At 62.6% G+C, this 19,912-nt stretch carries 20 protein-coding genes; 12 read left to right on the top strand and 8 right to left on the bottom strand.

Annotation, left to right across the window (positions count from 1 at the left end):
• Positions 1-50 precede the first annotated feature (50 nt).
• Positions 51-320, top strand: a complete 270-nt coding sequence (locus tag CK228_RS19205) for a DUF6455 family protein (protein WP_095774464.1) — start codon at positions 51-53, stop codon at positions 318-320.
• A 302-nt stretch (positions 321-622) separates the two neighbouring features.
• Here CK228_RS19205 and CK228_RS19200 read toward each other — a convergent pair whose 3' ends face one another.
• From CK228_RS19200 to CK228_RS19185, 3 genes are all read right to left on the bottom strand, one after another.
• Entirely contained in the window at positions 623-1,321 is a 699-nt protein-coding gene (locus tag CK228_RS19200) for a CBS domain-containing protein (RefSeq protein ID WP_095788838.1), read from the bottom strand.
• A gap of 352 nt (positions 1,322-1,673) precedes the next feature.
• Complete coding sequence (locus CK228_RS19190; protein WP_095788836.1) at positions 1,674-3,740, bottom strand: acyltransferase family protein; 2,067 nt, start codon at positions 3,738-3,740, stop codon at positions 1,674-1,676.
• A gap of 262 nt (positions 3,741-4,002) precedes the next feature.
• The gene (locus CK228_RS19185; protein WP_245438066.1) at positions 4,003-4,533 is read right to left on the bottom strand and encodes a hypothetical protein; all 531 of its coding nucleotides are present in this window, start codon (positions 4,531-4,533) and stop codon (positions 4,003-4,005) included.
• Between the two features lie 174 nt (positions 4,534-4,707).
• Here CK228_RS19185 and CK228_RS19180 point away from each other — a divergent pair, with 174 nt between their 5' ends.
• From CK228_RS19180 to CK228_RS19160, 5 genes are all read left to right on the top strand, one after another.
• On the top strand, positions 4,708-5,769 hold the full coding sequence (locus CK228_RS19180) for a glycosyltransferase family 4 protein (RefSeq protein ID WP_095788835.1): 1,062 nt from the start codon (positions 4,708-4,710) through the stop codon (positions 5,767-5,769).
• A 46-nt stretch (positions 5,770-5,815) separates the two neighbouring features.
• A complete protein-coding gene (locus tag CK228_RS19175; protein WP_095788863.1) occupies positions 5,816-7,978 on the top strand; it encodes an amylo-alpha-1,6-glucosidase in 2,163 nt (720 codons plus the stop codon).
• 109 nt (positions 7,979-8,087) lie between these two features.
• Positions 8,088-9,857, top strand: a complete 1,770-nt coding sequence (locus tag CK228_RS19170; protein ID WP_095788834.1) for a trehalose-6-phosphate synthase — start codon at positions 8,088-8,090, stop codon at positions 9,855-9,857.
• Positions 9,854-10,645 carry a trehalose-phosphatase gene (gene otsB, locus CK228_RS19165; RefSeq protein WP_095788833.1) on the top strand — a complete coding sequence of 264 codons (792 nt, stop codon included), beginning with the start codon at positions 9,854-9,856 and terminating at the stop codon, positions 10,643-10,645. Before CK228_RS19170 ends, otsB begins: the two co-directional genes overlap by 4 nt.
• A gap of 46 nt (positions 10,646-10,691) precedes the next feature.
• The gene (locus CK228_RS19160; protein WP_095788862.1) at positions 10,692-10,904 is read left to right on the top strand and encodes a hypothetical protein; all 213 of its coding nucleotides are present in this window, start codon (positions 10,692-10,694) and stop codon (positions 10,902-10,904) included.
• Positions 10,905-10,913: 9 nt separating this feature from the next.
• On the opposite strand, the gene dprA is transcribed toward CK228_RS19160, so the two are convergent.
• From dprA to CK228_RS19140, 4 genes are read right to left on the bottom strand one after another with little or no spacing between them, the layout of a single operon-like run.
• A complete protein-coding gene (gene dprA, locus CK228_RS19155) occupies positions 10,914-12,047 on the bottom strand; it encodes a DNA-processing protein DprA (protein ID WP_095788832.1) in 1,134 nt (377 codons plus the stop codon).
• Positions 12,044-12,631 carry a glycerol-3-phosphate 1-O-acyltransferase PlsY gene (plsY, locus tag CK228_RS19150; RefSeq protein ID WP_095774308.1) on the bottom strand — a complete coding sequence of 196 codons (588 nt, stop codon included), beginning with the start codon at positions 12,629-12,631 and terminating at the stop codon, positions 12,044-12,046. Before plsY ends, dprA begins: the two co-directional genes overlap by 4 nt.
• 57 nt (positions 12,632-12,688) lie before the next feature.
• On the bottom strand, positions 12,689-13,975 hold the full coding sequence (locus tag CK228_RS19145; protein WP_095774309.1) for a dihydroorotase: 1,287 nt from the start codon (positions 13,973-13,975) through the stop codon (positions 12,689-12,691).
• Positions 13,972-14,952 carry an aspartate carbamoyltransferase catalytic subunit gene (locus CK228_RS19140; RefSeq protein ID WP_019858236.1) on the bottom strand — a complete coding sequence of 327 codons (981 nt, stop codon included), beginning with the start codon at positions 14,950-14,952 and terminating at the stop codon, positions 13,972-13,974. Before CK228_RS19140 ends, CK228_RS19145 begins: the two co-directional genes overlap by 4 nt.
• A 157-nt stretch (positions 14,953-15,109) precedes the next feature.
• Between CK228_RS19140 and CK228_RS19135 the strand changes: the two genes are divergently transcribed.
• From CK228_RS19135 to CK228_RS19125, 3 genes are all read left to right on the top strand, one after another.
• Entirely contained in the window at positions 15,110-16,738 is a 1,629-nt protein-coding gene (locus CK228_RS19135) for a DNA alkylation response protein (protein ID WP_095788831.1), read from the top strand.
• A 156-nt stretch (positions 16,739-16,894) separates the two neighbouring features.
• Positions 16,895-17,443, top strand: a complete 549-nt coding sequence (locus CK228_RS19130; RefSeq protein ID WP_095774311.1) for a hypothetical protein — start codon at positions 16,895-16,897, stop codon at positions 17,441-17,443.
• On the top strand, positions 17,443-17,802 hold the full coding sequence (locus CK228_RS19125; RefSeq protein WP_095774312.1) for a DUF6105 family protein: 360 nt from the start codon (positions 17,443-17,445) through the stop codon (positions 17,800-17,802). Before CK228_RS19130 ends, CK228_RS19125 begins: the two co-directional genes overlap by 1 nt.
• Here CK228_RS19125 and ruvX read toward each other — a convergent pair.
• Positions 17,702-18,226, bottom strand: a complete 525-nt coding sequence (gene ruvX, locus CK228_RS19120; protein WP_095774313.1) for a Holliday junction resolvase RuvX — start codon at positions 18,224-18,226, stop codon at positions 17,702-17,704. The genes CK228_RS19125 and ruvX overlap by 101 nt on opposite strands.
• Before the next feature lie 125 nt (positions 18,227-18,351).
• Between ruvX and CK228_RS19115 the strand changes: the two genes are divergently transcribed.
• From CK228_RS19115 to gatC, 3 genes are all read left to right on the top strand, one after another.
• The gene (locus CK228_RS19115; protein ID WP_095788861.1) at positions 18,352-19,059 is read left to right on the top strand and encodes a metal-dependent hydrolase; all 708 of its coding nucleotides are present in this window, start codon (positions 18,352-18,354) and stop codon (positions 19,057-19,059) included.
• A gap of 24 nt (positions 19,060-19,083) precedes the next feature.
• On the top strand, positions 19,084-19,500 hold the full coding sequence (locus CK228_RS19110; protein ID WP_095774314.1) for a hypothetical protein: 417 nt from the start codon (positions 19,084-19,086) through the stop codon (positions 19,498-19,500).
• A gap of 123 nt (positions 19,501-19,623) precedes the next feature.
• Positions 19,624-19,911: an Asp-tRNA(Asn)/Glu-tRNA(Gln) amidotransferase subunit GatC gene (gene gatC, locus CK228_RS19105; protein WP_095774315.1), complete on the top strand. Its 288-nt coding sequence runs from the start codon at positions 19,624-19,626 to the stop codon at positions 19,909-19,911.
• Position 19,912 lies beyond the last annotated feature (1 nt).

The following is a 19,912-nucleotide window of genomic DNA, read 5'->3' as shown; positions in this document are numbered from 1 at the left end:
CCGCCTGCCGCCAACATGCCAATGATGGCCAGTAGGCAGGAGTGATCACCATGACCTTTCTCGATTACCTGATTTCAATTGATGCCAGAACCACCTTGATGGACCGCATGATGCGGAAGCTGGGCGTCGACAGACAATTGAAGGTCGTGGCAGACCATACCGCCGTCACCAACCGGGCGGTGGACCGCTGCCAATCCTGCGGGCACCAGGACGAATGCTCGGTTTGGCTCGACGAACATCAGCAAGCCGATAACCCGCCAGACTATTGCCGCAACAGCGACCTGATCGCTCGGTTGCGGCATGCGGCCGGTCAACGGTAATCATTCGAATACTCAGCCTGGACGATGTCGTGCTGTCCGTGTTTTTGACGAGAGTCAACGCGAGCCACGTGTTGCAGTTGATAGGTTTACGTTCCACCGGGTGTGGCTTTTGCTGGGGCGGCGCTTCTGCGGAGGCAAAACACTGGCAGAAAAAGTTGCGGGCGCGGCGCTTATTGCCTTTGCCCTGTTGCTCCTTCGACCATTGATACCCATGGTCGCGCCCTAGGCGCGGCGAAGCCTTGGGCGAGGACTGGCAACACAGAGAGGCAATGGTGCCTTGCTGCGGATCAATGTCAGCTCCGCTACGAAACAAGGACGACCGACACGGGATCGGCGCAGAAGAGATTGTCCTTGACTGCATTGACGCCGGCGACGTTTTCGGCGGCGACTATCGCTGCCTGGCGCTCGCGTTCGTCGAAGATGGCGCCGCTCAGTGTCACCACGCCCTTGTCCACGATCACGTTGATCAAATCGTTGCCAGCCCATTTCTGCCTCGCAAGCTCGGTAGCGATGTTCTGCCGAATCTGTTCGTCATCGATGACCGTAGCGCCTCCATCCGGAAGGACGCCGAGCAATGCCCGCAGAAGATCAGAGCGGGTGATGATGCCAACGACTTTCTCAGCTTCTACGACGGGAATGCGTTTGACATGGTGACGCGTCATGAGCTCGACGACTTTCGCGAGTGATGCCGCAGGGGATGCCGTCACGACATCCTGCGACATCACCTCTTCAACCCGTCGACCATTGGCGCGGACATATTCGTCGGCGGCCTTTCCTGGGCTGACGAGAAATTCCAGCCAGCGCGAGCGCTTGCGCTCCGTGCCCAGTTCCCCGCGTCGCAGGAAATCGCCCTCGCTGACGATCCCCACCAGCCTGCCGTCGTTGCGAATGACGGGGAGGCCGCTGAGCTTTTTGGAGAGCATCAACCCGGCGGCCTCGGCGATCGATGCTGACGGGCCTATGCCGACGACTGGCTTGCTCATTATGGCTTCGGCTTGCATCTTCGCTCTCCGGAGTTTCTCCAACGTCCGGCTTCTTTAGCTTTCATATGCACGAAGCGCCTTGATCTGAATCATTTGTCGGTGGAGGCAAATGGTCCAAGGCTGGAGCCGTGAATGACAGGGCGCGAACCGGTCAACCAGCTATCGCGGTCTTGGCGACGTTCACGCCAAGTTCGTAGACAAGCAGTCCACCGTGGTAGGCCGTCGCAGTGACCAGAAATGCACCGCAAATTTCGATCAGAGGAATGGCGATCGTTACAACCCGCGTGTCACGGTTCCGCGTCCAAAGCCAAGGCGCACAACCAGGCCGCGCTTGTGGCATTGCTGCGATCAAAGCCGGCCGGCACGTGGTTCACATCCCAAAGCGTGCTACTTGGTCTTTGGAGATTGTGGACTCGATCTTCGACACGAAGTCCTCCACCAGAAGCGAATTGGCATAGGCCGTGACATGATCGCCGTCGAAGAACAACGGGTGTCCGTTCCTGAATGCCGAACATGTAACTTGTGGGCACAGCGTAGGCAAAGGGTCCCAGACGTGAACATTCGGCACAGCCGCTGATATCTCAGCGTAGCCCTTCAAAATTGGTGATCGAAGATTTTCTATCAGCTTTCGATCGATGTCGAATCCGTTGGTACAGGACGGGTTCATTGAATTGAACCAATCACTGCATCGAAAGGCCGGGGCCCTGAAGATTGGCTTTGGGCCTTCGAAAACAATCGACAGTCCCGCCTTGGAGAGGGGGGTAAGTTGATCGATAGCGTTCTTGACGGCTTGTTCCCTCTGCTGCTCGCTGCTCTGCGGGCTGCTGTCGGGGCCAGAAGCCCATTGAAGGCTAAGTCGAGTCAGCCGGAGCGAGGGCAGGAACAGCAGGTCGCGAGGCTTGGCAAGCTTGGCTATGTAGGCCGCACCGGCAGCCGTGGCATGAGCGCACGTCGGCTCAGTGTCGTGGCGAAGATCCAAGCTGACAAACGGGCAACCGGCGGTCGACACCACCACTGTTCGGATACCGGTTTCGAGCGTGAAGCGCTTCAGGAGAGGAATGTAGGCTCCCGCGTGAGAGTCGCCCAGCACGAACATGGTCTCGCTACGCTCTTCGGCCGGGCACCCACCTTTGGTGAAGAACAGCGCTTCTTCCACAGTTTCCGTGACGACGGCGCAACCAGGAGACTGGGGAGAGGTGTCTGGTGAGGTCGCATACCATTCGCCTCGATTCCTCATGACCGTGCTCAAGGCGACTTCATATCGATTGTCGCGCATCAGTTTGAAGCTAAAAAATGCAGCAACGATGACAGCCAGAAAGAGGGCGACAACGGCTATGTCGGGGGCGGTTCTCAGAAGCCGCATTCGACGCGTCGGTGTTTCGATCCAGAAATACGAGCCGAGGCTGAACGCCACGGCGACCAGCAACGCCGCCAATTTTGTGGCGGTGGTTTCGGTGCCCATCGTCCATCTTGCGATCACGAAGACTGGCCAATGCCACAGGTAGAGAGAATAAGAGATCCATCCGACGAACCTGACGGGCTTTATTTCCAACACCGCAAAGTGTGGCGCACGGTCGCTTCCCAGGTAGTAGAGGCATCCGATCAAGACTGTTGTGCAGGCAACCGCAGCGATGTTCTCAAGCCCTTCGGAGCCCTGGCCAAAGTCGAGCGCGAACGTTGCCACGAGTCCTATCAACGCGGTCGTGGCTGCAAGATTGCAATGCCTTTCGAAGCCCGTCCGTTCCCCTATCCGGCTGACAAGCTGAAAGCACAATATGCCGCATGCCAACTGCCAAAAGCGAGCATGGGGCATATAGAAGGCCTGAAGCGGATTCGCATCCAGTAGATGAAGCCATATCGCCACCGACGCGACGGCGAGCGCACCGTATACAAGCGCCGAGAATCTCTTCCCGCGCGGTCCCATGACCCAAGGAAAGAACAGCAGCGGGAAGACGACGTAGAATTGTTCCTCAACCCCAAGAGACCACGTGTGGGTGAATGGGTTAAACTCGGTCACGGGTGAAAAATAGTCGGTTCCCTTGGCCAGGAAGATGTTGCTCAGGCCGACGAAGGCCGAAGAAGCGGTTTTGCTGATTGATGTGCTCAGCCATGCGTCCGGAACAAACAGAAAGGTGGCGAGTGCACTGACCAATAAGCACAGCAACAGGGCCGGCATGATTCTTGTGAATCGGCGCGCATAGAATTCCAAGACAAAATGAAAAGCGGACTGGCCGCGGTAGCGCCTCGACACGGTATAGCTGACGACGAAACCAGAAATTACGAAGAAAACATCAACCCCTAAAAAACCATTGGGGAAGCGGTCGCCATACAGATGGTAGAACACTACTGACAGGATCGCGATGGCCCGGAGCCCGTCAAGGAAAGCCAGGTAGTCCTTCGACGAGCGTTCCGACGTCGAACCAAAATTATCGGCCATTGGACGAAACACACGTTCTTGCAGGTAAGAAATCCGATCGGATAACGTTCCGGTTAAGGCCAGCCAGACGCCAGTTGAAGCGCGGCAGCCTGAACCTGCGGGCAATTACAGGATGTGCCGATCATGGGAAAGGCCGGACACAGGATTTGTTTCGTTCGAGGGCGTTGTGGGGCCGGTCCGTGGCTTTCGGCTGCAACCGAATGTCGCGAGGGAGGACATTCGCCTCGCTCGCAGGCCTCCGCAGCGCGTTGCGACCGACCGTTCAGCCGTTCCGCGACAAATGCACGTCCAGGACGGCAGCCTTCTTGGCGATCAGGCCTTCCAGATCCGCGTCCGATCGCTTGGTGCCGGTTCGTTCGCGCAGCAACGAGATCACTGCGTTCATTGAAAGCGGGGTAATTTGGGAAAGCGGGGTGTTTTGGGAAATCGGGGCGGTCTGGGTGGCCAGAATGGCATCCACCGCGCCGGCAACATCGGGAGTCTCCCTTGGTGCTCGCATGGTCGGTTCCTTTCTGCTCAGGTCGGCCACGGTGCCATCGGTCGGTGCTCTGACGCCACGATCGAAGACGACCGCAAGGCCGTTCTTGACGGCGACGGCGGCGACCATATCGTCGAGCTTACGGTCGGAGAGGGCTGGGTCCGCGGGTTTCAGGACCTTGCGGATCACCCTGGCGGCCAGATCCGTCGACACGAAGTCATAACTCCGTTTTCTGGCCTCGACATATTGTTCGATGATCATCCTCAGGCGGCGGGCTGCAATGTCCCTGGGTTCCTGCACATCCTTGGGTTCCACCGGAGCCTCCCTGGCCTGCCGTGCGCGCAAATTCGGCGGCCAAAAGGAAATAGGGCGGCTTGATCGGACATCAAACGTCCTTCGATCATTTCGTCGCACCCGCCAATGGGCCGGAACGATCCTGCGGCTGAAGCATTTCGTTCCATGACCAGTGCATTGAGGGAAGGCCGGGCCATGAAGATCGCTCATGTCGCGCCGCTGTACGAATCCGTTCCGCCAAGGCTCTATGGCGGCACCGAGCGCATCATCTCCTACCTGACCGAAGCCCTCGTCGACCTCGGCCACGACGTGACCCTGTTCGCCAGCGGCGACACGAAGACCTCCGCCAAACTCGTGCCATGCCGCGAGCGGGCGCTTCGTCTCGATCCGCGCCCGCTGAAGTCCGAGATCGCGGCGCATCTGTCGATGCTCGACGAGGTGAGGAAACGCGCCGACGATTTTGACGTAATTCATTTCCACCTCAGCCATTTTCTGCATTTCCCGTTTTTCCGCGACATGCCGCAGCGCACGGTGACGACGCCGCATGGCAGGCTGGATTACGCGGATCTCGCGCAGGCCTATGACCGGTTCCCACGCTTCCCGATGGTTTCCATATCGCGCAGCCAGCGGGCGCGGTTTGCGTCCGCCAACTGGCTTGCCACGATCCATCACGGCCTGCCCGTCGATCTCTACGAACCCGATTTCGAGGCAGGTTCGGATGGCGGCTATCTTGCCTTTCTCGGCAGGATGTCGCGCGACAAGCGGCCGGACCGGGCGATCGACATCGCCCGCCGCACCGGGCTGAAACTCAAGCTAGCGGCTAAGATCGGCGATGGCGACCGCGCCTATTTCGAGGAAGTCGTGCAACCGATGATCGATGGCGACCGGGTCGAATATGTCGGCGAAATCGGCGAGGACCAGAAGAGCAGGTTTCTTGGCAATGCTGCCGCCCTGCTGTTTCCGATCGATTGGCCCGAACCCTTCGGTCTTGCCGTGATCGAAGCCATGGCCTGTGGAACTCCGGTCATGGCCTGGAGTTGCGGCGCCATGCCCGAAATCGTCGACTATGGGGTTACCGGCTTCGTCGTCGAGACCATCGAGGATGCGGTCGCCACGATGCCGGCTCTCCTGCAGCTCGACAGGCGGCGCATAAGGGCGGTGTTCGAAAGGCGGTTTTCAGCCGACAGAATGGCCAGGGACTACGTCGAGGCTTATTCCCGGCTGCGCAACGGCCATGAGCAAAGCAGAGCTTCGTAGGCCTTCACCCGTCCGAAAAACCCAGCACGGGACAATCCTGTTGACCATCACCCAACTCGACGAGCGCAAGCTTGATCCTGCCATAGCTCTGGCTTCCCTGGACGAAACCGCGCCGAGGGAGCCGCATCGGCTGTTCGCCCTCAAGCATGGCGATTGCTTTGCCGTAGCCGATGCCTATGGCGACATACGCGGTGTCGGCGATGGGTTCTTCCGCGACGACACGCGCGTGCTCTCCGAATTTCGCCTCACCGTCGGCGGGCGGTCGACGTCGTTGCTGGGCGCGTCGCTCAGCCAGGACAACGTGCTCTTCACCACCAACCTCACCAATCTGCCGATCGAGAGCGCCGCTGGCCGCCAGATTCCCCAAGGCGCTATGCATATCGAGCGCGTGCGGCTGTTGTGGGAGGAAAGGCTGTATGAGCGCATAACACTGTCCAACTACAGCCGCGAGCATTCGACGATCCTGCTATCGCTGCGTTTTGCCGCCGATTTCCGCGACATGTTCGAGGTCCGCGGTTCGACCCGCTCGAAGCGTGGAACCGCCCATACGGCCGAGATCACAGGGAATGCGGTCGTGCTTCGCTACGAAGGCCTGGACAAGGTCGTGCGGACATCGGCGATTTCCTTCTCACAGACGCCCGATCAACTGACTTCCGAGCGCGCCGATTTCGTCATCGCCGTCACCAAGCGCAGCAGCCAGACGCTTTATGTGGAAGTGGGCAACGCGACGGACGATCGCCCCGAAAGCCGCCGGTTTCGCGCGGCTGCCGCCCGCGCTCGCTTCGGCATGCGCGCCAAGCGCCGGCATGGCGCGACGCTGCACAGTTCCGGCCGCGTCTTCAACGACTGGATGGAGCGGGCGCGCGCCGATGTCGCGCTGCTCACCACGGAACTGGCGACCGGGCCCTATCCCTATGCCGGCATTCCCTGGTTCTCCACAGCCTTCGGCCGGGATGGCGTGATCTCCGCCTTGCAGATGCTTTGGCTCAATCCCGGCCTGGCGCGCGGCGTCCTGGCGTTTCTCGCTCAGCACCAGGCGACCGAAACCTCTCCGTTCAGCGATTCCGAACCTGGCAAGATCATGCACGAGACCCGCAAGGGCGAGATGGTGGCGCTGAGCGAGTTGCCGTTCGGCCGCTATTATGGCGGCGTCGACACGACGCCGCTCTATATCCATCTTGCCTGCGCCTATGCTGACCGCACGGGCGACACGGCCTTCCTTGATACGCTGTGGCCCTCACTGTGCGCCGCGGCCGAATGGATCGAAACGGCGAGCCGTTCGACTGGATTCCTCACCTACCAGCGCGCCGCGGAATCCGGCCTTGCCAACCAGGGATGGAAGGACAGTTTCGATTCCGTCTTCCACGCCGATGGCCGCATCCCGAAGGGGCCGATCGCGCTGGTCGAGGTGCAGGGCTACGTCTTCGCAGCGTTCCAGGGGTTGGCGAAGCTGGCACGGCTGCGTGGCGAGGCGGAACGCGCCGAGAGCTGGGAAATACGCGCCGACGCCATTCGCCAAGCAGTCGAGCGCCATTTCTGGATGGAAGACCTCGGCTACTATGCGCTCGCGCTGGACGGCGATGGTCAACCTTGCAAGGTGCGCACGTCCAATGCCGGTCACCTGCTCTACGTCGGCCTTCCCGACCCGGATCGCGCGCGCATGGTCGCCGACCAGCTGCTGTCGGCCTCGTTTCATTCCGGCTGGGGGCTGCGGACGCTGGCGGACGATGCGATCTTCTTCAATCCGATGTCCTATCACAACGGCTCCATCTGGCCGCACGATACAGCGATCTGCGCTGCCGGACTGGCGCGGTACGGCAGCCGCGACAGCGTCGTGCGGCTGATGAGCGGCACCTTCGAATCCGCCGTCCATTTCAACATGCGGTTACCGGAACTGTTTTGCGGTTTCACGCGCGCGGCCGGCGAAGCGCCGATCGCCTATCCGGTGGCTTGCCTGCCGCAAGCCTGGTCCGCCGGCTCGGCCTTCATGCTCATGCAATCGTGCCTCGGCCTGCAGATCGACGGCTGGACAGGCGAGATCCATGTGACCCGGCCGCGCCTGCCGATCGGCATCGACAACCTCGTCATCCGCCATCTTTCGGTGGGGCAGGCGGCAGTGGATCTGACGTTCCAGCGCGTGGGAGATCGCGTTGGCGCCTTCCTTGCCGAACCGCATGAGGGGCTGGTGCCACTCGTGGTCAGGAGCTGAAAAATCGGAACCATCCTGCACCGTGAGCGTTGGACCACCACGCCATGGGATGCCGAAACTCCAGTCCATAAAGCCGCAGCAGTATCCCATTGAAAGGTAATCGATTTCAATGCCCGATAACAGTTCGTATCTAGTCGTTCCCGTATTCGCATTGTGGCTCTTTGTTGTTGCAGCCCTCGGCGTCCTGGTTATTGTGCTGGTGACGATGGTGTTGCGGGCGCGCAAGGGCGGCAGGTTGGCCGCTGCGGAGGTTGACCCTGCTCGCGGCCCATTGCCGGAATTCGCGAAGAACGGGCAGTCGGCGGCCGCGGCACTGGTACAGTGGTCGCCCGAAACGCTGCGTCACATCCTGGCGACCGAACTTCCCGATGCCCAGGTGATCGTCGTCTCAAACCGCGAGCCGTATATCCACAACCGCGAGGGCGACGACATCCAACTGGTCGTACCCGCGAGCGGGCTCGTCTCGGCCCTGGAGCCGATCACGCGCGCCTGTGCGGGCACGTGGATCGCCTATGGCGGCGGTTCGGCCGACAAGCTGGTGGTCGACAAGAACGATCGGATCGAGGTGCCGCCGGACAATCCTTCCTACACGCTGCGCCGTGTCTGGCTGAGCGAGGAAGAACAGCAAGGCTATTATCTCGGCTTTGCCAATGAAGGACTCTGGCCGCTGTGCCATATCGCCTTCACCCGGCCGATATTCCGCGCCTCGGATTGGGAGGCCTACGAGGCGGTCAACCGCAAATTCGCCGACACCGTCATCGCGGAAGCCCGCAACGAGCGGCCGATCGTGCTGGTCCAGGATTATCATTTCGCGCTGCTGCCGCGAATGATCCGTGAGCGTCTGCCGGAGGCGATCATCATCACCTTCTGGCATATCCCGTGGCCGAATTCCGAAGTGTTCAGCATCTGCCCATGGCGCGAGAGGATTCTCGAGGGCCTGCTCGGCAGTTCGATCGTCGGTTTCCACACCCAGTTCCATTGCAACAACTTCATCGACAGCGTCGACCGTTTCCTGGAAAGCCGGATCGAGCGCGAGGATTCGGCCATTTCCTATGGTGGCCAGATCAGCCTGGTCCATGCCTATCCTATCTCAATCGAATGGCCGCCGGCGCAACTGGGCAAACTGCCTGACGTGGCGCAGTGCCGCCGGCAGGTTCAGGAGAAATTCGGCCTGGCCGAAGATGTCAAACTGTGCGTGGGCGTTGAACGTCTCGACTACACCAAAGGCATCCTCGATCGCTTCAATGCACTTGATGAACTGCTGACGCTTCATCCCGAATGGATCGGCAAGGTGGCGTTCCTGCAGATCGCCGCGCCCAGCCGGGGCACCTTGCCAGCCTATCAGCAACTCTACGAGGAGTGCCTGCGCCATGCCGGGGATCTCAACCGGCGCTATGGTCGCGACGGCTACACACCCATCCTGATGATAACGGAACATCACTCGCAGCAGCAGGTCTACGAAATCTACCGTGCCGCCGACGTTTGCATGGTCACCAGCCTGCATGACGGCATGAACCTGGTCGCCAAGGAGTTTGTCGCGGCGCGCGAGGACGAACAGGGCGTGCTGCTGCTCAGCATGTTCGCCGGCGCCTCCAAGGAGCTTCTGGACGCACTGATCGTCAATCCCTATGACGCGGCGATGATGGGCGATGCCTTGCTGCAGGCCTTGACCATGTCGCCGGAAGAGCAAAGCCAGCGCATGCGACGCATGCGCGAAATCGTGCGCGACAACAATGTCTATCGGTGGGCGGGCAGCATGCTTCTCGATGCGGCGCGCTTGCGCAAGCGCGACGCCGTCGATCGCGCCGTTGCCACCGCTCCAACGGCCCCAGGCAATGTGATATCGCTGCTCGATCGCAGACGCGTGGCGGCGCTATGATGTCGATCTCGCCGAACCTCGCCGTGCCTGTCGTTCCGCAAGGGCCATGGAGCCTGTTCCTCGATATCGATGGCACGCTTCTCGAACATGCCGCGCATCCCGATGCGGTGGTCGTCGGTGACGAATTGCGCACGCTGCTGGTGCGGCTCGAAGCGCAATTGGATGGAGCGCTGGCGTTCATCACGGGACGGTCGATCGCTGCCGTCGACCATCTCTTCCAGCCTCTCAGATTGCGCGCCGCGGGGCTTTATGGCCTCGAGCACAGGCTGGCGCGCGATGGTCCGGTCGAGGCGGCCGACGAACCGGCTGATATTGCCGCGCTCGCCAACGAAATCGCTACGGAACTGGACAATGCGGATGTCTATATCGAGCGCAAGGGACCAATCCTGGCCATTCATACGCGCGCGGCACCGCATCTGCTGCAGCGAGCGACCGAGTTGGTCGAACAGGCACTGGACAGATTGCCTGCGGGATATCGGATCCTGGCCGGAAATGCCGGTGTGGAACTGATGCCGCTGGAGGCGGCGAAGGGAGCGGCCATCCGGCGCTTCCTGCAAGTTCCGGCCTTCAGGGGACGGCGCCCGGTGTTCCTTGGGGACGATACATCCGACGAGAACGGGTTCGAGACCGTCAACGAATTGGACGGCATTTCGGTTCGCATAAAGCCGCAGGGATCGACAGCGGCGCCTTTTTCGCTGGCTGGCGTGGATGCGGCCCTGGCCTGGCTGAACGAGATGAGCAGACGCGAGACCGCGAAAGCGGCGACGCTTGCCGCAACGTCCAAATGAACCGGACTGCCCTAATTGCCGGTTCACGCGCATGGAAGAAGTTGCAATGACCCAACTGACCAGCCTCATCGAGGAAATCATGCCCGTCTGGCTCCGGCGGCAATCCAAGACGAACAGCCGAGATCGCCAGGCGACAGCTGAGCCGCTGCGTCCCGAAGATGCGGACGCAGTCTGGCGCAAGGCCGTCGAAAACGATCTGTTTGGAGCCAACACGCCGGATTATGCCGACACCGGGGAGAAGAAGCCTAACCGTCATTGACGGCTGTGCTCAGCCTTCCCCGAAAATCAGCGAAACATTACCGCCGGCATGGCGTTCGAGCCGGCCAGCGAGGTCGAGTTCCAGCAGAACCATGAAGACCTGGGCCGGGTGAAGGCCGGTGTGGCGGATGATCTCGTCGACTGGCACCGGTGTCGGGCCTAGCGCTTCGATGACCTTGGCGCGGTCGCTCTCGCCGGGTGGCGGTGTGGCCGAAAAGTCGGGCGGGTCCTCGAATGGTGGCACGGCAGGCGCCCGCATGCCGGTCAGCGGCGCGATCGCCCTGGAAATGTCCGATGCCTCGGTGACCAGCGTGGCGCCGTCCTTGAGCAGGCCGTTGGTGCCTGCGGCGCGCGGATCGAGCGGGGAGCCGGGCACGGCAAAAACCAGCCGGCCCATTTCGCCGGCAAGCCTGGCGCTGATCAGCGAGCCCGAACGCTGGGCGGCCTCGACCACCACCAGCCCGAGGGCCGCGCCAGCGACAAGACGGTTGCGGCGTGGAAAATCCTGGGCGCGCGGCTGCCAGCCGAATGGCATTTCGGAGATGATGGCGCCACGCTCGGCGATTTCCGCGCACAGGCCGGCATTTTCGGGCGGGTAGGGAAGGTCGAGGCCTCCGGCCAGCACACCGACTGTGCCGGTTTGCAGGCTGCCCTGATGCGCCGCCGTGTCGATGCCGCGCGCCAACCCCGAGATAATGCCATAGCCGTCGCCGCCAAGCTCGGCCGCCAACATGCGCGCCATCTTGATGCCGGCAAGCGATGCGTTGCGGGCGCCGACGATGGCGACCCCAGGTAGCCGGAACACAGCGGCATTGCCCTTGACCGCCAGAAGGGGCGGAGGATTGTCCATGCTTCTCAGCAGCGGGGGATAGTCGGGCTCGCCGATGCCGACAAAACGCGCGCCTACCCGGCGGGCCGCCTCGAGTTCGGACTCGGCCTCGGCGATTGACGGAATGCGGGCGATCCGGCTGGCGCCGCCCGAAATCATCAGTTCCGGCAGGATTTCCAGCGCCACTTCGGCCGACCCGAAGCGGTTGATCAGGTCGCGAAAGGAGGCGGGGCCGACATTCTGGGTGCGGATCAGCCGCAGCCAGCTCAGCCGCTGCCGGTCGCTGAGGCGCGGCCCGGCGGCCGGCTCGCTCATCCCTTGGCTCCGATCTTGCCCTCTGTGCCGGCAAGCAGCCGCGAAATGTTCGCCCTGTGCTTGATAAAGACGATGATGCTCATCACCACGAACAGAACGGCAATCTGCGGTGCGCTCATAAAGTAGAGGGCTATCGGCACGACGACGGCCGCTGCAAGTGCCGCAAGCGACGAGTAACGGAACAGGAATGCCATCGCCAGCCAGATGACGGCGAAGATCAGCGCCACCTGCCAGGCAAGGCCGATCAGCACCCCGAGATAGGTCGCGACGCCCTTGCCGCCCTTGAAGCCAAGCCAGACCGGGAAGAGATGCCCGAGAAAGGCGCCGAGGCCGGCCCAGACCGCCGTTTCCGGCGCGAAATGGCCTGATATCACCACGGCGGCGGTGCCCTTCAGCGCATCGAGCAGCAAGGTCGCGGCGGCCAGGCCCTTGTTGCCGGTGCGCAGCACGTTGGTGGCGCCGATATTGCCGGAGCCGATCTTGCGCACATCACCAAGGCCGGCGGCGCGGGTCAGCAGCAGCCCGAAGGGAATCGAGCCTAAGAGGTAGCCGAATACCAGCGCCAGGATCAGGCCGTAAGTCATTGTTTCCCCCGCATTTCCCCCAACTAAACCCGATCGGGCGCGACGCCCGTTGCCGGTCTATGCCGAGAACACTGTGCGGCCCGCCACCAGCGTTTGCAAGACCTTGCCTTGCAGGCGCGCGCCTTCGAAGCAGGTGTTCTTCGAGCGCGAGCGGATGCCGCCTTCACTGACGATCCAGGGTTCGTCGAGATCGACGAGCGCGAGGTCGGCGACTGAGCCCGGCTTCAGCGCGCCGCCGGGCAGTCCGAACAGCCTTGCCGGCGCGGTGGACAGCGCTTCGACCAGCCGCAGCAAGGGCACGTCGCCATTGTGGTAGAGCCGCAAGGCGGCACCCAGCAGCGTCTCCAGCCCGATCGCGCCGGCCGCGGCATCGGCGAAGGGCAGGCGCTTGGTGTCGACATCCTGCGGATCGTGCGAGGAGACAATGATGTCGACCGTGCCGTCCCTGACCGCCTCGATCATCGCCAGCCGGTCTTCCTCGGCGCGCAATGGCGGCGTCAGGCGGAAGAAGGTGCGGTACTCACCGACATCGTTTTCATTGAGCGACAGGTTGTGGATCGACACGCCCGATGTCACATCAGCGCCATCGGCTTTGGCGCGCGTCACGGCGTTTGCGGCCATCGCCGTCGAAATCTTAGCCGCGTGATAGGAGCCGCGCGTCAGTCGCGCCAAAGCCAGATCGCGCTCGAGCGGGATCGATTCGGCTTCACGCGGAATGCCGGAAAGGCCGAGCCAACTGGCGTAGAGACCTTCATTCATCACGCCGGACGAACCGAGATCTGCATCCTGCGTCTCGTGCACGATGGTGGCGCCGAAATCGCGGGCATAGGTGAGCGCCCGGCGCATCACCAGCGAACTGGCGATGGTGTGGCGGCCATCGGTGAAGGCGACGGCGCCGGCCTCGCGCAGCAGGCCGAACTCGGTCATCTCGCGGCCGTCGAGCCCCTTGGTGATCGCCGCCGCCGGGAAGATGTTGACGATCGCCGTGTCCTTGGCGGTGCGCAGCACGAACTCGACCAGCGCGACATTGTCGATCACCGGATCGGTGTCAGGCATCATGACGACGGAAGTCACGCCGCCGGCGGCTGCGGCGACGCTTGCCGAGGCGATGGTTTCGCGATGTTCGCCGCCCGGCTCGCCGATAAAGACGCGGCCATCGATCAGTCCGGGAATGATCGCCTTGCCGGCGCAATCGATTGTCGTGGCGCCATCGGGCGCGCCCTGGTTCAACGCCGCTTTGCCGGCGGCAACGATCTTGCGGCCCTCGACGATGACGGAGCCGACTTCGTCGAGGCCGCGCGAGGGGTCGACGATGCGGGCGCGTTCAAAGACTGTCGTGCTCATGCGCCGCGACCCTCTTGATTGCGGCCCTCTTGGTTGCGACGGGGGTCGAGCAGTGCTTCCATCACCGCCATGCGCACGGCGACGCCCATCTCCACCTGCTCCTGGATCACGCTTTGCGGGCCGTCGGCTATTTCCGAGGCGATTTCGACGCCGCGGTTCATCGGGCCGGGATGCATCACCAGCGCGTCGTCCTTGGCTGCTTTCAGCTTTTCGGCGTCGAGGCCGAAATAGCGGAAATATTCGCGCACCGAAGGCACGAAGGCGCCTTCCATGCGCTCGCGCTGCAGGCGCAGCATCATCACCACGTCGGCGTCCTTGAGGCCTTCGGCCATCGAGCGCGTGACGATAACGCCCATCTTCTCGATGCCGGACGGCAGCAGCGTCGAAGGCGCCACCACGCGCACCTGCGCGCCAAGCGCGTTGAGCAGCATGATGTTGGAGCGCGCCACGCGCGAATGCAGGATGTCACCGCAGATCGCCACGATCAATTTCGACAGCGGCCCCTTGGCGCGGCGGATGGTCAGCGCATCGAGCAGCGCCTGGGTCGGGTGTTCATGCGCGCCGTCGCCGGCATTGACCACCGAACAGCCGACCTTCTGCGCCAGCAGGGCGGCGGCACCCGCCGACTGATGGCGGATGATCAAGATATCGGGCCGCATGGCGTTCAGCGTCATCGCCGTGTCGATGAGCGTTTCGCCCTTCTTCACCGAAGAACTCGCCACCGACATGTTCATGACATCGGCGCCGAGCCGCTTTCCAGCCAGCTCGAACGAGGACTGCGTGCGGGTCGAGGCCTCGTAGAAGAGATTGATCTGGGTGCGGCCGCGCAGCGTCGAGGTCTTTTTCTCGGACTGCCGCGAAATCGCGACGGCCCGATCAGCCCGGTCGAGCAACAGCTCGATGTCGGCGGGCGAAAGATCGCTGATGCCTAGAAGATGGCGGTGAGGGTAGAGTGGCAGGGACGAAGCGTCGGTCATCTCAAGGCGCTGCTATAGGGTGCGGATTTTGCGCCCGCAAGCACCAGCTTTGGATTGGCGCCTTTCTCCCCGGTATTTTCGTCGCGCACGCGGCAACGCTTGGCTATATCTAGCCGGTGGCCCCGGATTCGAGGCTTTCCGACGATAGGGACGAATTGTGACCGACGACGTGACGAACCAGCCGCCGCCGCTGACGGGCGGCAACGCCTGGCGAGGCGATCCGTTGCTGATCCAGCTTGCCGAGCGCTTTTCCGACCCGGTGCGCAAGGACCTCGACGGTCTCGGCCGTTTCGTCCTGACGCAGGAGGCGCAGGAGCTGGCGCGCCTGGCCAATGTCGAGACGCCGAAGCTCAGGACCCATGACCGCCAGGGACGGCGCATCGACCTCGTCGAGTTCCACCCCGCCTACCACGCCTTGATGCGCCGCTCGGTGGCGAACGGGTTGCATTCCTCGGTCTGGGAAAATGGCGACGCGGAGATCGGCCGCCGCCACCAGGTGCGCGCCGCCCGTTTCTACCTGACCGCCGAACTCGAGACCGGGCATCTCTGCCCCATCACCATGACCAGCGCCTCACTGGCGGCGTTGATGGCCAGCCCAAAGCTGTTTCGCGAATGGGCGCCGCGCGTGACGACGCGCAAATACGACCAGAGCCAGAAGCCGCCGGTCGAGAAGACCGGGCTGACGCTCGGCATGGGCATGACCGAAAAACAGGGCGGCACGGATGTGCGCGCCAATGTGACGAGGGCCGAGCGCGCCGGCAGCGGCTTCTATCGCCTGACCGGCCACAAATGGTTCATGTCGGCACCGATGTCGGACGCCTTCCTGGTGCTGGCGCAGGCGCCGGAGGGATTGTCGTGCTTCCTCGTGCCGCGCGTTCTCGGCGACGGGTCGGGCAACGGCTTCCGATTCCAGCGGCTGAAGGACAAGCTCGGCAACCGCTCCAACGCCTCTTCCGAGGTCGAGTTCGTCAACGCCATCGGCGAGATGGTCGGCGAGCCCGGCGCCGGCGTGAAGACGATCATGGACATGGTGACCTTGACCCGGCTCGATTGCGCCGTGGCGTCCTCGGCGATCATGCGGGCAGGGCTGGCGGAAGCGGTTCATCATGCCCGCCATCGCCAGGTGTTCGGCTCTACCTTGATCGAACAGCCGCTGATGCAGCGCGTGCTGGCCGACATGGCGCTGGATGTTGCGGCCGCAACCGCTCTGTCGTTCCGGCTGGCGCGCTCGTTCGACGAGGCGGCGAGCGATCGCGGCGAAGCGGCGTTTGCCCGCGCCATGACACCGGTCGTCAAATACTGGGTGTGCAAGCTCGCGCCGCCGCTGATCTATGAGGCGATGGAGTGTCTCGGCGGCAATGGCTATGTCGAGGAGGCGCCGCTCGCCCGCTATTATCGCGAAGCGCCTGTCAACGCGATCTGGGAAGGGTCGGGCAATGTCATGGCGCTCGACGTGCTGCGCGTGCTCGGGCGCGCGCCCGGCCTGTTCGAAGAGGTGCTGGCCGGCATCGACCGCGACCTCGGCGCCGGCGGGCGGGGAACGATCGGCGTTCTGAAGGCGGCGATGCAGGTGGCTTCGACCGACGAGGGCTCGGCACGGCTGCTGACCGAACAGCTGGCTTTGTCGGCCGCCGCGGCGGAGCTGCGCCGGCTGGGGGCAGGGCGGATTGCCGATGCCTTCGTCGAGACCCGCCTGGCCGGCCAGTGGCGCAACACCTACGGCATGATCGATTCGCGCCATGACGCGCGCATGATCATCGACACGCTCTATCCGCCGGTGACCTGAGCCGGGAGCGGCCGCATCGCCCGATTCTTCGATGAGTTGAGCGCATCTGAGAACAGGGGGTGCGTCCTGTGGATCGCCGTTAACCTTAACAAATGGTTTCCATTGCGGCGGCGGGCGGCAAAGCCCACTGTCATTCCTGCCGAAGCAGGAACCACGATGCGACACGTACTGACCTCCTTTCTGTCTGTGCACTGGGCGATCGTCTTCGCCCTGCTGGCGCTGATCTGCATCGATGGAGACCGCGGTGTGACGGCAGCCCTCGGCGTGCTTGGAGTGACCGTCGAGAGCGCCCGGTTCGTCGATCTGCAGAACGTCGTCGTGGTCGCGCCGCTGGCGATCGCCTTGCTGGTCGTGGCGGTGCTGTTCTTCTGGGCCTTTGTCGATACGTTGATCAACGATCCGGCCAGCCCGGGCGCCGACAGCGTCGTTCGCATCGCCTTCATTTCCGCGTCCGGCGTCCTGTCGATGATCCTGATCGGTGGCGCCGCGCAAGGCATCAACGGGCTGTTCATGGTCGTTGCGGTGCAATTGGCGGCGCTTCTGGCCTCCTATGTCGCGATGCTCGCCGAGCGGCGCTCCGCGGCCGCGTCGGATGACGCTGATTTTCGCGCCACGGCGCACGGCATGGCGAAGGCAGCGGCGCATAATTCGCTGCTTTCCCTTATATCGGGCCGGACCGGGCCGAACGGGAAGGGAGGCCGCTGATGCGCTATATCTTCGCATTGTGGGCGGCCCCGATGGCGCTGTTCTGGGGCTGGTTCTACCTGTCGCTCAACGACATGAATTTCGGCTATGTGATGCTGACCCGGCAGCTGCACGATTTCGTATTCCAGCTCTATGGCCAGATGCTCGGCATCGATCCGGCAATCATCCCGGGGATGGTGGCGAAGGCCTGCATCTTCGACGGTTTTTTGCTGATGGCGATATGGGCTTTTCGCCGTCGCCGCGAAATTCTGGACTGGGTCAGGCGGCGTCGGTCGGGCCCGGTCCCGCTTGACCGCCCAATTCCCTTCGATCGCCTGAATCGAGCGACTGAAGCCGGTCCAAGACTCCCTGCAGAATAAAGGCCGCGGCCGCCGAATCGATCTTGCCGGCACGTTTGGCGCGCGAGAAATCCATTTCGATCAGCGTCCGCTCCGCCGCCACAGTCGACAGCCGTTCGTCCCAGAACACGAAGGGCAGGTCACTCAGCTGCGCCATGTTGCGCACGAAGGCGCGCGATTTCTGCGCACGCGGACCTTCCGACCCATCCATGTTGATCGGCAGTCCGATCGCCACCGCGCCGACATTCTCCTTCTTCAGCAAGGCCAGAAGCACGGCGGCATCGAGCGAGAATTTCTTCCGCATGATGACCGGGCGCGGGTGAGCGAAGGCGAATCCCCGGTCGGAAACCGCGACGCCGATCGTCTTGTCGCCGAGATCGAGCCCCGCCAGCGTCCTGCCGTCGGCGAGCCATGCCGGCAATTGCTCAATCGTGATGATAGCCAACGGTTTTTCCTTGTCTTTTTCAGCAGCATGCGTCCTTCCGGATGCGCGGCGGACACTATACCCTTTGATATCGGGGTCATCGGCGTTTTAACCTCTGGCCCGGCAATAATCGAGGAATGCATTTCATGAAACTGACCTGGTACGGCCATTCGGCCTTCCGTATCGAAACCGGCGACGCCAAGATCCTCATCGACCCCTATCTGATCGGCAACCCGTCCTGGACGGGCGGCTGGGAAGGGCCGGCGGAAGGGATCACGCATGTCCTGCTGACGCATGGACACAGCGACCACATCAGCGGCGCGCTGGAAGTGCTCGGCAAGAGCGGCGCGCAGCTGGTCGCCAATTTCGAGATCTGCATGTATCTGGTCGGCAAGGGCGCCGACGGCAGCAAGATCAATCCCGGCAATATCGGCGGCACGGTCGATTGCGGCGGCTTCACCACCACTTTCGTCCAGGCGCTGCACTCTTCCTCGTTTGGCGAAGACGGCGGCAAGAACGTCTATCTCGGCAATCCGGGCGGGCTGGTCCTGCATTTCCCGGAAGACCCGACGCTCTACCATATGGGCGATACCGACATCTTTTCCGACATGGCGCTGATCAACGAATTGCATGAGCCGAAGATCGGCATCGTGCCGATCGGCGATCGTTTCACCATGGGCGGCGCGGTGGCGGCACTTGCCTGCCGGCGCTTCTTCAAGTTCGACACGGTCGTCCCTTGCCATTTCGGCACGTTTCCGATGATCGATCCGACGCCCGAGAAATTCGAGGCCGGCCTCGAAGGGTCCGGTGTGAAGGTCGCGTTGCCGAAAATCGGTGAAACGATTACGATCTAGAAACAGCCAAAGCGGAACAAATCCATGGCGTTGGGGCGATCTCTTTGTGTATCGATGTTTGTCGCGGCATCGCCCGCGCTCGCCGCGGATGACTTCATCGAAGGCGTCTACCTGCAGTCCGAGGAGCTTTGCACGCAGGCCAGGAAGGACACGCTGCAGACGCTGATCGATGCCGGCAACGTCGTGCTTTCCGTGCATGGCCTGCAGGGCGTTGAATATAATTGCGAATTCGTGCAGGTCAGCAAGGCGACACGCTCGCCGAGCTGGGCGGTGACGGCCATCTGCCAGGAACCGGGCTATGTCTTTCCCGATGTCCTGTCGGTGACGCGGATCAGCCCGACGCAGATCGATCTCGTATCGGTCCGGCCGATCGATGACGAAAGCGAAGCGAGCGGCAACAGCGGCAGCTATTATCTGTGCGAGGGCGTTGCCTTGCCATAGACCTGTCCTTGGACCGATGGCCGAGACCAGGCCGCCATCACGCCTGGTCTCTCGCATGATGCATGTTGCGCCGCGCGCGCGGCGCCGCTATAGCCCGGACTGGTTTTCCCCGAGGCAAAATCTATGTCCGTTGATCTTCAGACAGTGAAGCGCGTCGCGCGTCTCGCCCGCATTGCGGTGAGCGAGGAAGATGCCGAACGCATGACCGGCGAACTGAACGCCATACTGGGCTTCGTCGAGCAGCTGAACCAAGTCGATGTTTCCGGCGTCGAGCCGATGACCTCGGTGACGCCGATGGAGATGAAGAAGCGCCAGGACGTCGTCACCGACGGCAGCAAGGCGACCGACATCGTCGCCAATGCGCCTGCGACCGAAGAGAATTTCTTCCTCGTGCCGAAGGTCGTGGAGTAGG

Source organism: Mesorhizobium sp. WSM4312, from assembly GCF_002294875.1.
Taxonomy (GTDB): Bacteria; Pseudomonadota; Alphaproteobacteria; order Rhizobiales; family Rhizobiaceae; genus Mesorhizobium.
The sequence above is the reverse complement of the archived record's forward strand: the minus strand, read 5'-3'. Positions and strand labels throughout refer to the sequence as shown.